Origin of the sequence: Kitasatospora sp. NPDC059795, from assembly GCF_042732175.1 — a bacterium.
Classification (GTDB): Bacteria; Actinomycetota; Actinomycetes; order Streptomycetales; family Streptomycetaceae; genus Kitasatospora.
In genome coordinates, this window is record NZ_JBHWID010000008.1 from 111,417 (window position 1) to 125,602 (window position 14,186).

11 protein-coding genes are annotated in these 14,186 nt (G+C 73.6%); 5 read left to right on the plus strand and 6 right to left on the minus strand.

What is annotated here, in order from left to right; genetic code table 11:
- A partial coding sequence (locus ACFV4P_RS18165; RefSeq protein WP_380472214.1) for a hypothetical protein occupies positions 1–1,158 on the plus strand: 1,158 nt, incomplete at its 5' end.
- A 15-nt stretch (positions 1,159–1,173) separates the two neighbouring features.
- Here ACFV4P_RS18165 and ACFV4P_RS18170 read toward each other — a convergent pair.
- The 3 genes from ACFV4P_RS18170 to ACFV4P_RS18180 form a co-directional block, all read right to left on the minus strand.
- Positions 1,174–1,788, minus strand: a complete 615-nt coding sequence (locus ACFV4P_RS18170; protein WP_380472216.1) for a TetR/AcrR family transcriptional regulator — start codon at positions 1,786–1,788, stop codon at positions 1,174–1,176.
- 70 nt (positions 1,789–1,858) lie between these two features.
- Positions 1,859–2,068, minus strand: a complete 210-nt coding sequence (locus ACFV4P_RS18175) for a hypothetical protein (protein WP_380472218.1) — start codon at positions 2,066–2,068, stop codon at positions 1,859–1,861.
- Positions 2,069–2,136: 68 nt separating this feature from the next.
- Positions 2,137–3,042 (minus strand): spherulation-specific family 4 protein, encoded by a 906-nt coding sequence (locus ACFV4P_RS18180; RefSeq protein WP_380472220.1) that lies wholly within the window; start codon positions 3,040–3,042, stop codon positions 2,137–2,139.
- Positions 3,043–3,285: 243 nt separating this feature from the next.
- Here ACFV4P_RS18180 and ACFV4P_RS18185 point away from each other — a divergent pair, with 243 nt between their 5' ends.
- Positions 3,286–6,495: an SdrD B-like domain-containing protein gene (locus ACFV4P_RS18185; RefSeq protein ID WP_380472222.1), complete on the plus strand. Its 3,210-nt coding sequence runs from the start codon at positions 3,286–3,288 to the stop codon at positions 6,493–6,495.
- Positions 6,496–6,572: 77 nt separating this feature from the next.
- Here ACFV4P_RS18185 and ACFV4P_RS18190 read toward each other — a convergent pair whose 3' ends face one another.
- Genes ACFV4P_RS18190 through ACFV4P_RS18200 form a run of 3 tightly spaced genes read right to left on the minus strand, consistent with a single transcriptional unit; the run spans position 6,573 to position 10,108 of the window.
- Positions 6,573–7,616, minus strand: a complete 1,044-nt coding sequence (locus ACFV4P_RS18190) for an agmatine/peptidylarginine deiminase (protein WP_073813483.1) — start codon at positions 7,614–7,616, stop codon at positions 6,573–6,575.
- A gap of 31 nt (positions 7,617–7,647) precedes the next feature.
- A complete protein-coding gene (locus ACFV4P_RS18195) occupies positions 7,648–9,369 on the minus strand; it encodes an urease subunit alpha (protein WP_380472224.1) in 1,722 nt (573 codons plus the stop codon).
- A 28-nt stretch (positions 9,370–9,397) separates the two neighbouring features.
- Positions 9,398–10,108 carry an urease subunit gamma gene (locus ACFV4P_RS18200; protein WP_380472226.1) on the minus strand — a complete coding sequence of 237 codons (711 nt, stop codon included), beginning with the start codon at positions 10,106–10,108 and terminating at the stop codon, positions 9,398–9,400.
- Between the two features lie 282 nt (positions 10,109–10,390).
- Between ACFV4P_RS18200 and ACFV4P_RS18205 the strand changes: the two genes are divergently transcribed.
- The 3 genes from ACFV4P_RS18205 to ACFV4P_RS18215 all read left to right on the plus strand — a co-directional run bounded on the left by ACFV4P_RS18205 (position 10,391) and on the right by ACFV4P_RS18215 (position 14,186).
- A complete protein-coding gene (locus ACFV4P_RS18205; protein ID WP_380472228.1) occupies positions 10,391–10,921 on the plus strand; it encodes an RICIN domain-containing protein in 531 nt (176 codons plus the stop codon).
- A gap of 421 nt (positions 10,922–11,342) precedes the next feature.
- A complete protein-coding gene (locus ACFV4P_RS18210; RefSeq protein ID WP_241844488.1) occupies positions 11,343–11,744 on the plus strand; it encodes an ATP-binding protein in 402 nt (133 codons plus the stop codon).
- Between the two features lie 249 nt (positions 11,745–11,993).
- Positions 11,994–14,186: a SpoIIE family protein phosphatase gene (locus ACFV4P_RS18215; protein ID WP_380472230.1), complete on the plus strand. Its 2,193-nt coding sequence runs from the start codon at positions 11,994–11,996 to the stop codon at positions 14,184–14,186.

Sequence of the window (14,186 nt, forward strand, 5' to 3'; positions counted from 1 at the left end):
GAGCCCGAACCTGAGCCCGAACCTGAGCCTGAGCCCGAGCCCGAACCTGAGCCCGAACCTGAGCCTGAGCCCGAGCCCGAACCTGAGCCCGAACCCGAGTCCGCGCAGCAGCCCGACGCCGCTCCCGCTCCCGAGCCGGCGGCAGAGACGTGGGAGCCGGAGCCCGTCGCGCCCGAGCCCGCCACCGCCGCCGAGCCCCGGGCCGCCGCCGCGCCCCCCTCGCAGCGCGGTGCGCCGTGGCGGGAGCCCGAGGTGCCGGCGGTGCCGCATGTCGGGGAGCGGCCGCCGACGTACGCCGCCGAGCCGACCGCGCTGCCGGTCACGGACCCGGCCGGGCTGGCCGCCGTGGTGCCGGACACGGCGATCGACGGCACCCAGTTCGCGGGGACGACGCTGCGGGCCGTGTCGATCCGCGGGGACTCCGCCCGCTACCGGGGCGAGCCGCGCCGCGACGCGCTGCTCACCGTCCGCTTCGGGGACGCCGAGGACGGGTTGGTGCTGACGGTGCTCGCGGGCCCGGCGCGTCAGGCCGACGCCGCGTGGGGTTCCGCGGCGGCGACGGACGCGGCCCGGCAGCTGGCCGCCGCGATCGGGCGCAGCCGCGCCGAACTCGCCGCCGACCTGCGGGCGGGGGCCCGCGACCGGCTGCGGTACGGCCTTCAGCGGATCGCCGTCCAGGCGGCGGCCCGGCTGCGCGGCGAGACCGCGGGCACGGAGGAGGAGATGCCGCCGCCGTCGGAGGACGCCGGGTCGCTGCACTGCCTGCTGATGTCGACGGACCCGGCGGCCACTCACCGGGCGGCGTTCGGCACCGGCCCGGGCGGCCTGTACCTGCTGCGCTCGGGCCACTGGATCGACGCGTACGCGGCCCGGCTGCTCCACCATCCGGACGGCCAGCCCCCGTTGCCCCCGGCGGCCCTCCCGGCACCGCGCCCGTTCCGGTTCCGCCTGGTCCCGGCCACCTCCGGCGACATCCTGCTGCTCTGCACCCCGGGCCTGGCCGCCCCGATCGCCGAGGAGCCGGCCGTCGCGCATTTCCTGTCCAGCCACTGGGCCCATCCGCACCCGCCGGGCACCGTCGACTTCCTCCGCCAGATCCAGGTCCGCGCCAAGGGCTACGCCGACGACCGCACCGCGGCGGCCGTCTGGACGGAGTAGCCGGCCGGTCCGCGCCTACGGCGCCGGCGGGACGCCGAACAGGGCGTGGGCGGCGGAGGCGGCCTGGGCGGTGGCGGCGGGCCGGGTGGTGGCCGGGAGTCCGATGGCGAGCGGGATCGCGAGGCCGTCGAGGAGCGCGCGCAGTTGGGCGGCGCGGGTGGCGGCGGGCGCGGTGGGGGCGAGCACGCCGGTGGTGACGCCCTCGGCGACGAGGGCGGTGAGGTCGTTCTGCCAGGGGGTCTCGATGTCGAGCTGGCCCTGGCGGAGGTCCGCGGTGCCGGGGGAGCGGCTCCAGACCTCGATCCACAGGATCCACCGGGGGTCGCCGGGGCCCTCGGGGAGGTAGAGGTCGATGTAGCGGGCGAGCCGTTCGAGGACCGGCAGGTCGTGGCGGGCGAGTTCGCGGGTGCGGCGTTCGCCGAGCTGGGCCTCGCTCCAGCGGAGGGTCTCCAGCAGGAGCTGGTCCTTGCTGCCGAAGTAGTAGAGCAGGTGGCCGGCGCTCATTCCGAGCTGCTGGCCGAGGCCGGCCATGGTGAGGCGGGCGAGGCCGTGTTCGGCGATGGCGGCGCGGGCGGCCGCGTACACCTCCTCCCGCGGGCGGGCCGGGCGGCGGGTGCGTGGCGGGGCCATCCGCTCTCCTCGTTGCTGGCTGTCCGGCGTCCAGTTTCCCGTACGGGGCGGGGCGGGGGTGCGGGCGGGGTCACCAGCCGCCGTGTTCGAGTCCTTCGGCGTGTTCCCGGCGGCCGTGGGCGAGGCCGGCCCGGTAGGCCTTGCGGAGGGCGGCGGCGGCCTGTTCGCGGTCGAGGCCGGGGGCGAGGCGCAGCAGCTCGTCGGTGAGCCGGTCGAGCGTGAGCGGCGGCGGGGACGGCGGCGGGGACGGCGGATTCGGCGGAGCCGGCGGAGGTGTCATGGCTCCATGACATCGCGTCGCGGTGGGGCCCGCCCCTTCGCAGGGGCGGGCCCGCAGGAGGGCCGGTGTCAGCCGAGGGTGGCGGCGTAGGAGGTCTGCGCGCTGAAGCCCCAGGCGGGAGTGGTGTCCCAGGGGTTGTCCTCGACGTCGTTGGTGGCGTACGCGTAGCCGGCGCCGCGGGTGAACGCGCTGCCGAGGGCGGTCTTCATGGCGGCCGCGTCGGGGGTGGCGTGGATCAGGTGCCAGTAGGAGGTGCCGTCGGGGTCGAAGCCCTCGCCGGGGTAGTAGCCGACGGTCAGGTTGAAGACGTTCCCGCCGAGATAGTGGTTGATGTAGTTGTCGTAGGTGCCTTCGAAGGTGACGAAGGTGTCGGCGGTGCGCTTGCCGGGCTCCAGGAAGCAGTCCTGGACGGCGGTGCCGGGGTTGTTCACCACGAGTTCCTGCGCGGCCGGGTCGATGGAGTGGACGATCGCCTGGACCTGCTGGCGCAGGTCGAGGTAGAAGTCGCGCTCGACGTTGTTGGCCCCGCAGTTGCGGCTGCTGGTGTCGAAGAAGATGCCGTCGACGTGCAGCTTGCCGTCCGGGGTGACCAGGTAGTTGCGGACGTCCTTGAGGATCTCGGCCTTGTCGCGGGTGGCCCACGCGGTGTGCACGTAGCCGATCACCTTGGTGTGCTCGCCGGTGGCGGTGGTGCGGGCGCGCAGCGCGTCGGCGCGGGCCTGCCAGGCGGGGCCGAACGGGGCGAGGCCGCTGTTCGGGTTGAGGATGACGATCGACGCCGCGGGCTGCGCGGCCTGGACGTCGAGCATCATCTGGTCGTCCGGGGCGACGTACGCCGGGACGCCGATCTCCAGGCCGCGGCTCTCGGCGGTGGTCGGGGTGGTGGTGGCGACGGCCTGCGGTGCGGCGGTGGCGCCGACGGCGAGCAGCGAGCCGAGGAGCAGGGCGGTGAGTCCGTTCGCGCGGATGCGCATGCGTGGTTCCCCCAATGCTGGGCGGGCGTCCCCCTGACGCCGCACGGGCATGCTAACCGCCGACGGGCGTCCGAAGGCCGAATATCGGAGATCGTCCGCAGGGGTGCACCGGCGACCGGACGAACGGTCGGTGACGGAGTGTCGGCCGAGCGGGCGGATCCGCTGCGCCGTTCGGGTGAAATAGTGTCATTTCGATTCGCGCCACCGCCGCTTGCCCCCATGCGGTCGGATGAACTGCTCGGCATGCGTACTCCCCTCCGTTCAGGACGGATCGCCTCCGTCCTGGCACTGCTGGCCGGCTCGTTGCTCGGCAGCGGCGCTCTCGCCCCACCGGCGCACGCCGCGATCTCGTTCACCAAGACCGTCGACAAGCCCACCGCAGCGCCGGGGGAGAACGTCACCTTCACCCTGCAGTTCACCTGCTCGGTCCAGGAGTGCGTCAACGGCAGGATCACCGACGCGCTGCCCCCGTCGCTGGAGTTCGTCGGCTGGTCGCCCGACCCCACCACGGTGGACGTGGCCAACTCGACGGTGCCCGCGCCCGGGACGACCGGCGGCGAGCTGGACATCCGGCTGCTCAACCTCAGCCCGGGCACCACGGCCGCCGTCACCGTCGTCGCGCGCTTCCCCAACTGGACGACGGCGGACGGCACTTCGGCGTCCAACACGGCGCAGCTGACGGTCGACGGGGAGGCCCCGCAGAGCGGCACCGCCGGGACCACCGCCCACGTCGAGCCGGTCTACCAGGTCACCAAGGGCGTGCAGACCTCCAGCGCGGACGGACGGACCGTCACCTACCAGTTCAGCGCCTGCTCGACGGCCGGCCCGAACGTCGACCTGGACGCCAGCCACCTGCTGGACACCCTGCCGCCCGGCGCGGTCGTCGACACCGCGCGCTCGCCCGGCTGGACCCAGGCGCCGCCCGGCCCGAACACCTGGCAGTACGACATCGGCGCCTTCCGGGCCACCAACGGCCAGGCCGGCTGCCGGATCCCGGGCGTGCTGGTGGTGAACTACCCGGACCCGACCTTCCCGTCCGGCACCACCTCCACCAACCACGTCGAACTGACGGGTGATCCGCTCGGCGCCGCGCCGGAGCAGAGCCTGTCCACGGCCGACGCCACCACCGGCGCCTTCCAGGAGCCCGCCACCGGCGTGCAGGTCACCGCGTCCAAGTCCTGGGGCGAGCACAGCGTCTCCGGCGACCTGAACAGCTTCAGCCTGTTCGCCACCAACTCCTCCGCGCCCGCCACCTCGCTCACCATGACCGACCCGGGCGCCGGCACCACCGACAGCCTCTACAACTGGCTGTTCCCGCAGACCGTCCAGCTCGACGCATGGAACCCGCCCGGCATCGAACTCACCTTCCAGTACCGGCTGAACGGCGACCCGACCTGGCTGACCTTCACCCCCGGCACCCCGTTCGACGGCTCCGGCAACCGCCGCATCACCCTCAAGGAGGGCGCCGGAGACCCGGCCAACGACGTGCTCGGCCTGCCCGCCGGGCGCTGGCTGGACGGACTGCGGCTGACCTGGAACGGCCCGCTGCCCACCGGCTGGTCCCCGGGCAGCGGCGTCCAGGTCGTCACCCAGGTCGTCACCCCCGGCCACGACGGCCGCCCCGCACCCGAGTTGCTCACCAACTGCGTCGACAACACCGCCACCGACGGCACCACCACCGCCGCGGCCACCGGCTGCGCCGAGTCCACCGTCTCCGCCGCCACCAACCTCGGCGCCGCCAAGACCACCGTCGCGGGCGCCGTCACCAACGCCGGCGGCCGCGCCACCTTCGAGGTGATCCCCTACAACCGCAGCGGACGCGCCCTGGACCGGCCGCTGGTGCTGTACGACGTGCTGCCCGCCGGCCTGGTCTACGTGGACGGCTCGCTGCGCACCAACTCCAGCTACCCGGACGCCAAGCTCCCCGAATCCGTGCAGGTCATGCCCGGTGCGGACGGCACCCAGATCATCAAGATGACCTGGCCGGCCGGCGCGCCCGACATGACGTACCTGAACGACCCGCTGGCCTACCGGGTGCAGTTCGACGTCCAGGTCGCCGACAGCGTCCGGGCCGGCACCCTCACCAACCAGGTGTTCGTCACCGCAGACCAGCCGACCGTGCCCGTCACCTGCTACTACAACGGCACCAGCCAGGGCGTCCCCGACGACCTCGACCTGAACGGCAACGGCGACCGCACCGAGACGATGTGCCACGCCACCTCGGACGTCGAGGTGCAGGTGCCGGCCGTGCTGCGCTCCTACAAGGAGGTGAAGGGCGACCTGGACGCCGGCTACGGGCCGATGGGCGCCGCGACCCCCGGCGGCGGGGCGTCCTACCGGATGACCGTCCGCAACGACTCGCCGGACCCGGTCACCGAGTTCCTCGCCTACGACAAGCTGCCGACCCCCGGCGACGGCTACGTGCTGACGCCCTCGGCGGCGCGCGGCAGCGCCTGGGCGCCGTCGCTGAGCAGCCCGATCACCAGCTCCGACCCGACCGTGACGGTCGAGTACACCACCGACAAGCACCCGTGCGTGCCCGCGGTGCTGCCGCCCGCCTCCGACCCCGGCTGCAACCCGAACGCGGTGTGGACGTCCGCCTTCCCCGGGCCGGGCGTCGCCACCTGGTTCCGCATCGAACGCCCCGGCACCCTCGCCCCCGACGAGTCCTTCACGCTGGAGTGGCCGATGGTGGTGCCGTTCGACGCGCCGGACTCGGCGTACGCCTGGAACTCCTTCGCCTACACCGCCACCGACGCGACCGGCCGGCAGCTGTTGCCCGCCGAACCCGCCAAGGTCGGCGTGGCCGTCGAGCGGACCGCCGCGTCCGACAACGCGCTCGGCGACTTCGTCTGGGACGACCTCAACCACGACGGCATCCAGCAGCCCGGCGAACCCGGCGTCCAGGGCGTGCACGTGGCCCTGCTGGACGGCGACGGCCGGCCCGTGCGCGACCTGAACGGCAACCCGGTCACCGCGATCACCGACGCGAACGGCCACTACCTGTTCGACCACCTGCCCGACGGCACCTACCAGGTCCGCTTCGACCTCACCACGATCCCCAAGGACGCCAAGGTCACCGTCCGGCACGCGGGCGCCGACCCGGCGCTCGACTCCGACGCCGACCCCGCCACCGGCCTCACCCAGACCGTCACCCTGACGGGCGGTCAGCGCGACCTCGACCTGGACATGGGCCTGATCCTCCCCACCACCAGCCCCTCCCCCTCCCCGTCCCCGTCGCCCTCGACCTCGGCCTCGCCGTCGGAGGGCCCGGAGCCCTCGGCGTCGCCGTCCGCCGGCGAGAGCGGCGAGGTGTCGGGCGAGGGCGGGCGCCTGCCGCACACCGGCACCGACCTGCCCGGCGTCCTGCTCGCCGCGATCGCCGGCACGCTCACCGTCGGCGGCACGGTCCTCTGCGCGGTGACGTACCGCCGCCCCCGGCGCCGCCACTGACCGACCACCGCTGAACGCCGAACGGCCGTGGGCCGGACCCTCCTCGGAGGATCCGGCCCACGGCCGTTGCGTGCGGGTCAGGCCTTCGGCTGCTGCTGGGTGATGCAGTGGATGCCGCCGCCGTTGGCGAAGATCTCGCGGGCGTCGACCAGTTCGACGGTGCGGCCCGGGTAGGCCTTCTCCAGGATGGCCTTGGCCTGCTGGTCGCGCGGGTCGTCGAAGGCGCACAGGACGACGGCGCCGTTGGCGACGTAGTGGTTGATGTAGGAGTAGTCGACGGGCTCGCCGTCCTCGTCGAACAGGACGGTGGGGGCCGGGAGTTCGATGACCTCCAGGGTGCGGCCGCGGGCGTCGGTGGCGGCGCGGAGGATGTCGGCGAGCTCCTGGCAGACCGCGTGGTCGGGGTGCGCCGGGTCGGGCTGGGAGTGGATGACGACGGTGCCGGGGCGGACGAAGGCGGCGACGATGTCGATGTGCCCGCGGGTGCCGAACTCGTCGTAGTCGCGGGTCAGTCCGCGCGGCAGCCAGATCGCCTTGGTGGTGCCGAGGTGCGCGTGCAGCTCGGCCTCGACCTGCTCGCGGGTCCAGTCGGCGTTGCGGCCCTCGCCGAGCTGCACGGTGTCGGTGACCAGGACGGTGCCCTCGCCGTCGACGTGGATGCCGCCGCCCTCGTTGATCAGGCGGGAGGCGAAGCGCCGCACGCCGGCCAGCTCGGTGACGTGCTCGGCGATGTGCCGGTCGTTGTCCCAGCGGGCCCAGGACTGGGCGCCCCAGCCGTTGAACACCCAGTCGGCGGCGGCCAGTTCGCCCTTGTCGTCGATCAGGAAGGACGGGCCGATGTCGCGCATCCAGGCGTCGTCCAGCGGCCGTTCGACGATCTCCACCTCGGGGGAGAGGTAGGGGCGGGCGGCGTCGGTCTCGCCGGTGTTGACCACCAGGGTGACCGGCTCGTGGCGGACGATCGTGTTGGCGACCTCGGCCCAGGCGCGGCGGGCCGCGTCCAGCTGCTCGGCGCCGTCGAAGGTCGGGTTGGCGGTCGGGAACGCCATCCAGGTGCGCTCGTGCGGGTGCCATTCGGCGGGCATCCGGAAGCCGAGCGAGGCGGGAGTGGGGGAGGTCATGGGCTGCAAGTCCTAAGCGGGTGAGGGGAGTTCACAGGAAGTACAGGCGGCTGAGGGAGACCGAGTCGGCAGGTGCGGAGCGCAGCGGCTCGCCGTCCAGCGAGACCAGGCCGGTCGCCGAGACGTCGACCTGGCCGATCCGGCCGTTGCGCAGCATCGAGCGCGGGCCGATGCCGCGGGTGCCGCGCACGCCCACGCGCCGCCTGCGGGTGGGTAGTTGGTCGCCCGCGACGTCCAAGTAGGAGCCGTCGGCGGCTGCTTGGGCGACGAACGCCACCGAGATGTCCGCGGCGGTCGCGCCGTGCGCGCCGAACTGCGGCCCCAGCACCAGGGGTTCGCACCGGTCGGTGGAGGCGTTCGGGTCGCCGACCACGCCGTACGCGGGGAAGCCGGCCTTCAGCACCAGCTGCGGCTTGGCGCCGAAGTGGTCGGGCCGCCAGAGCACGATGTCGGCCAGCTTGTCGACCTCGATCGAGCCGACCTCGTGCGAAAGCCCGTGCGCGATGGCCGGGTTGACGGTCAGCTTGGCGATGTAGCGGAGCACCCGCTCGTTGTCGTCGCCGCCCTCGGCGGTGCCGTACGAGCCGGTGCCGTCCAGCGGGCCGAGTTCGGCCTTCATCTTGCCGGCCATCGCGAAGGTGCGGCGCACGGTCTCGCCGGCCCGGCCCATGCCCTGGGCGTCGGAGGAGGTGATGCCGATGACCCCGAGGTCGTGCAGCACGTCCTCGGCGCCCATCGTGCCGGCCCGGATCCGGTCGCGGGCCATCGCCGCGTCGCCCGGCAGGTCGGGCTTGAGGTCGTGCGCGGAGACGATCATGTCGTAGTGCTCGCCCAGCGCGTCGCGGCCGAACGGCAGGGTCGGGTTGGTGGAGGAGCCGATCACGTTCGGCACGCCGGCCATCTTCAGCACGTTCGGCACGTGGCCGCCGCCGCAGCCCTCGATGTGGAAGGCGTGGATGGTGCGGCCCTCCAGCACCGCGAGGGTGTCCTCGACCGACAGGCACTCGTTCAACCCGTCGGTGTGCAGGGCGACCTGGACGTCGTACTCCTCGGCGACCCGCAGCGCGGTGTCCAGCGCCCGGGTGTGCGCGCCCATGTCCTCGTGCACCTTGAAGCCGGACGCGCCGCCCTCGGCCAGCGCCTCGATCAGCGGCGCCGGGTCGGAGGACGAACCGCGGCCCAGGAAGCCGATGTTGACCGGCCAGGCGTCGAAGGCGTTGAACGCGTGCCGCAGCGCCCACGGCGAGTTGACGCCGACGCCCCAGACCGGGCCGAACTCCTGCCCGATGATCGTCGTCACGCCGGAGGCGAGGGACGCCTCCATGATGCGCGGCGACAGCAGGTGGACGTGGGTGTCGATGGCGCCCGCGGTGGCGATCAGGCCCTCGCCGGAGACGATCGTGGTGCCGGTGCCGACCACCACCTCGACGCCGTCCAGGGTGTCCGGGTTGCCGGCCCGGCCGATCGCCGAAATACGGCCCGCCCGGATGCCGATCGAGGTCTTCCGGATGCCCTGCACCGCGTCGATCACCAGCACGTTGGAGATCACCACGTCGCAGGTGTCGCGGACCGCGGCCGGCTTCAGGTGCAGCCCGTCGCGGGCGGTCTTGCCGAACCCGGCGAGGAACTCGTCTCCCGGGGCCTGCGAGTCCGACTCGACCCGGACGATCAGCCCCGAGTCGCCGAGCCGGACCCGGTCGCCGGCCCGCGGGCCGTGCACCGAGATGTAGTCGTGCGGGGTGATGGAACTCATGCCTGGTCCTTCCTGGTGCGGGTGGCGGTCACTGCTCGGGCTGCGCGTCGTCGAACTCGGTCAGGTAGCCCGTGGCCCGGGCCTTCGCCAGCGCCGCGTCCTTCGCGCCCGGCGCGTCCAGCGGACCGTCCACCAGGCCGGCGAAACCGATCGCGACCCGCTGACCGCCGATCGGCACCAGGCCGACCTCGACGGTGGCGCCCGGGTCGAAGCGCACCGAGGAGCCGGCCGGCACCGCCAGGTGCATCCCGTACGCGGCCGAGCGGTCGAAGGCCAGGCGCGGGTTCGACTCGAAGAAGTGGAAGTGCGAGGTCACCGAGATCGGCACCGAGGCTGTGTTGTGCACCGGCAGCAGCAGCGCCTCCTCCACCGGGTCGTAGCCCGCGCCGGAGCCCGGCAGCGCCGCGCCCGGGGCGCCCTCGCCCAGCGAACCCGCGCCGCGGAACGGGTCGTTGACCACGGCGAGCCGCGTCCCGTCCTCGAACACCGCCTCCACCTGGACCACCGTCACCACGTCCGGCACGCCCGGCAGCACGTCGTCGGCGCTCAGCACGGTACGGCCGGCCTCGATCGCCTCGGCCAGTCGGCGGCCGTCGCGGGCCGCCTCGCAGACGGTGTCGGCGATCAGCGCCGTCGCCTCCGGCACGTTCAGTCGCACGCCGCGCGCCCGTCGGGCGCGGGCCAACTCGGCCGCGGTGAAGATCAGCAGCCGGTCCCGTTCGGTGGGAGTCAGTCGCACGGTGCCTCGCTCGTCGAGGGTGGACGGGGTGGTCGATGGAGAGTTTAGAACGACGTTCAAACACGTGGGCCCCATTGAACCCGCGGCTGCCCGACATGTCCAGCCTCCGACCCCGGGCCCGGGACGCCCCGCAGGCGCACGGGGGAGGCGTGCGGGAGCTGAGGGGATCGTGCGTGGAAATGGCATGCAAGGGGTGGATGTGGTGATCGGACCGTGCGAGGATCACGCCGGGGACGAGCTGACTCACCGTCAACGACCGCACGCACCCTCTGGGGGATCCACATGCGTCTTCGCACCGCCGCCCGCTCGCTGGCCGTCCTGGCCGGCGTCACCACTCTCGCGCTGGGCACCGTCGCCCCGGCCTCCGCGGCCCAGCCGACCAGCCTCGGCACCTACGTCCGGTTCATCAACAAGAACAGCGGCAAGTGCCTGGAGATCGCCGACTGGCGCAAGGACAACGGCGCGCCCGCCCGCCAGTGGGACTGCACCGGCGGCGCCAACCAGCTGTGGGAAGAGATCGGCGACGTCGGCGACCACGGCATCCGCTACTACCGCAACGTCAACAGCCAGCAGTGCCTGGAGATCGGCGGCCTCAACGCCTCCAACGGCGCCACCGCCAACCAGTGGCCCTGCAACTGGGGCGGCAACCAGATCTGGCTCGACCGCACCAACAAGCTCCAGGCCGACGCCGCGTACTGGCCGGCCGCGGTCGGCAAGTGCCTGGAGATCGCCGACTGGCGCACCGACAACGGCGCGCCCGCCCGGCTGTGGGACTGCACCAACGGCGCCAACCAGGGCTGGCAGATCGTCTGACACCGCGCAGCCGGGGCCGCGGCGAAAGCTTTCGCCGGGGCCCCGGTCGGGGCGGGCGCGCCCCGGCTCGTCCGTGTGCCCGCGCACGCCCTTGCGCACCGTTCACCACGGGCGTAGGGCCGGATCGCTGTTGCAAACGCCGCCGAGTGGGCATGAGGATGACCAGAAGTGGCCGCCGGACCGGTGGGGGACCGGAGCGGCCGTCCGGTGACGAGGGCGGGGGCTTACAAGGTTGATGGACGGTCAGGCAAGGTTCCCGCGGCAGCGCTCGGCCTCGCGCCGGGAGCAGCTCGACCAGCAGGGGACCGCACACATTCAGTCACAGGCGAAGCCGCAGGGCCCGGCACCCGCGCAGGCGCAGTCGAAGCCACCGGGGCCCGCGCAGCCACAGCCGCAGTCGCAGTCGCAAGGCGCGGCGCCGGTGCAGCAGCCCGAGTGCGCCCTGCACCGGCGGGTGCACGCCTCCCTGGAGGCCGCCGACCTGCCCGCCGTCGGAGCCGTCCGACGCCGGCTGCGGGCCGCGCTCGACCACTGGGGTGTGCCGGAACTCGCCGACACCGCCGAGCTGCTCACCTCCGAACTGGTCACCAACGCGCTCGTGCACACCGGCAAGGGCGCCGAGTTCGACGCCCAGCTCACCGCCGAACAGCGCCTGCGGGTCGAGGTCCACGACCGCACCAGCCGACTGCCCGGCCGCCGCCACCCCGACGAGGACGCCACCTCCGGGCGCGGACTGCTGCTGGTGGAGGCCCTCGCCGACGACTGGGGAGTGCAGCTGCGCGGCGACGGAAAAGTCACCTGGTTCGAGCTGTCCGCGCTCTGAGCCGACCGCCCCCACAACCGGGGGCGCGAATTCCGGACCGCCACCCGTCGGGGCCGTCCGGGTGAGGACTCGCGGCGGGATCGTGTGCGATCAGTACCGTCCGGGTCACCGCCATTGCCGCTTTGCCGAACATACGACAGGCTAGTGAGAATGTGTGCCAGTAGGCACGCACAACCATCGCGGTCCGGCCGGCCCAGCAGGGGACACGGGAATCCAGCGGCCGCCAGGCAAGGCACCGGCAGGAGAAGCATGGCCACCGAGCCCGAGGCGCCTGGGCCCGCCCGCCGCACCCCGCCCGCCCAGGCCACCCAGGCCACCCGGAACAGCACCCCCGCGAAGCCGCTGCGCACCGCAGCCGGCCGCGTCGTGCCGTCCACCGCCCGCGGTCTGCCCACCCGCACGGGGGATTCCACCCCCGAGTGGCTCGAACCGGCGATGGCCGCCAACGGCATCGGCTCCTTCGACTGGGACATCCGCCGCGACTCCCTGGTCGGCGACCGGCGGGCCTGCGCCATCCTCGGCCTGGCCGGACAGCCCTTCGACCGCACCTCCGGCGCGTTCCTCGCGCTGCTGCACCCCGAGGACGCGCCCGTCGTGCGCCGCCGCGTCGAACGCGCCGTCGCCGAGCTCGGCCAGTGCGGCGCCTACTACCGCACCGTCTTCCCCGACGGCGAACTGCACGCCGTGCGCTTCCGCGGCCGGGTCCTCGCCGACGCTTTCGGCCGCCCCTCCCGGATGGTCGGCTTCGTCTGGGACGCCACCGTCGAACTCCACAAACGGGAGCGCGCCGACGAACTCGCCGTGCTGCGCGAGGAACGCTCCCGGTTCATCAAGGAAGCCGCCCGCGCGCTCTCCGAAGCCGTCACCGTCCGCGACGTCGCCCGGGTCTTCACCGAACTCCCGCTGCCCGGCCTCGGCCCCGACGGGCTCGCCCTCGCCTCGCTCGAAGGCGGCCGGATCGCCCTGCTCGGCTCCAGCGGCTACCGCGCCGCGCTCAGCGACCGGTTCGACCGGATTCCGCTCTCGCCCAGCCACCCCGCCGCCGAAGCGGTCCGGCAGCGCGCCCCGATCTTCGTCTCCAGCCGCGAGGAGTACCGCGAGCGCTACCCCGAGGCCTGGGACTGGGCCGAGAACAGCGGCCGCTCCTCCTGGGCGTTCCTCCCGCTCGTCGCCAGCGGCCGGCCCACCGGCGTCTGCGTGGTCTCCTTCGACGACGACCGCGAACTCGACGCCGACGAACGCACCCTGCTCTCCACCCTCGGCGGACTCGTCGCCCAGTCCCTGGCCCGGGCCCGCCTGCACGACGCCGAGCACGAACTCGCCGCCGGCCTGCAACGCGTCATGCTCCCCCGCACCGTCCCCGCCGTCCCCGGCGTCACCACCGCCGTCCGCTACCTCGCGGCCGGCTCCGGCCTGCAGATCGGCGGCGACTGGTACGACGTCGTCCCGCTGCCCGGCGGACACGTCGGCCTGGTCATCGGCGACGTCCAGGGTCACGACGTGCACGCCGCCGGCATCATGGGCCAGCTCCGCATCGCGCTGCGCGCCTACGCGGCGGAGGGGCACCCGCCGGCCGCCGTGATGGCCCGGGCGTCGCGCTTCCTCGCGGACCTCGACACCGACCACTTCGCGACCTGCACCTACGCGGAGGTCAACGTCGACTACGGCGTGGTCTACGCGGTGCGGGCCGGGCACCTGGACCCGGTGGTCCGGCGTGCCGACGGCACCGCGCATCCCGTTCCGGTGGCGGGCGGGCTGCCGCTCGGCGTCGCGCCCGACGAGGAGTACCGGGTGACGCGGTTCAGCCTGGACCCAGGGGAGACCGTGCTGCTCTTCACCGACGGCCTGGTCGAGGCGCGGGACATGGACCTCGACACCGGGGTCGGACGGCTCTGCGAGACCGTGTCCGAACCGCTGGCCGCCGTCTCGGAGTCTCCGCGGGAGCCGCTGGAGGACCTCGCGGACCGGATCGCCTCGCAGGCGGCGGACACGAGCGAACGCGAGGACGACATCGCGCTGCTGCTGCTGCGCTGGGACGGGCCCGCGGGCGGGCGGGCGGCCCAACAGCTGCGGCGCCGGATCGGGCAGGCCGACCTGGCCCGGATCTCGGAACTCCGCGCCGAACTCCGGGACGCGCTGCGGCGCTGGGGTGTGCCCGAACTCATCGACACCGCCGAGCTGTTGTCGTCGGAGCTCGTCACCAACGCGATTCGGCACACCGACCGGGACGCGATGTTCACGGCGCGGCTCTACCAGGAGAGCGGGCGGGCGCGGCTGCGCGTCGAGGTCGAGGACGAGTCCGACCTCTGGCCCACCCGCCGCACGCCCGGCGAACAGGCGTCCTCCGGGCGCGGGTTGATGCTCGTCGAGGCGCTCGCGGACGCGTGGGGGGTGGAGCCCCGGGGGTCGGGGAAGCGGATGTGGTTCGAAGTGAACAGTTGA

What these genes read in the sequence shown, in the direction of transcription:
- ACFV4P_RS18170 (WP_380472216.1), bottom strand. Translation starts at nt 1,788, where the DNA reads ATGGCCCCGCCACGCACCCGCCGCCCGGCCCGCCCGCGGGAGGAGGTG.
- ACFV4P_RS18180 (WP_380472220.1), bottom strand. Translation starts at nt 3,042, where the DNA reads ATGCGCATCCGCGCGAACGGACTCACCGCCCTGCTCCTCGGCTCGCTG.
- ACFV4P_RS18215 (WP_380472230.1), top strand. Translation starts at nt 11,994, where the DNA reads ATGGCCACCGAGCCCGAGGCGCCTGGGCCCGCCCGCCGCACCCCGCCC.
- ACFV4P_RS18185 (WP_380472222.1), top strand. Translation starts at nt 3,286, where the DNA reads ATGCGTACTCCCCTCCGTTCAGGACGGATCGCCTCCGTCCTGGCACTG.
- ACFV4P_RS18175 (WP_380472218.1), bottom strand. Translation starts at nt 2,068, where the DNA reads ATGACACCTCCGCCGGCTCCGCCGAATCCGCCGTCCCCGCCGCCGTCC.
- ACFV4P_RS18190 (WP_073813483.1), bottom strand. Translation starts at nt 7,616, where the DNA reads ATGACCTCCCCCACTCCCGCCTCGCTCGGCTTCCGGATGCCCGCCGAA.
- ACFV4P_RS18205 (WP_380472228.1), top strand. Translation starts at nt 10,391, where the DNA reads ATGCGTCTTCGCACCGCCGCCCGCTCGCTGGCCGTCCTGGCCGGCGTC.
- ACFV4P_RS18195 (WP_380472224.1), bottom strand. Translation starts at nt 9,369, where the DNA reads ATGAGTTCCATCACCCCGCACGACTACATCTCGGTGCACGGCCCGCGG.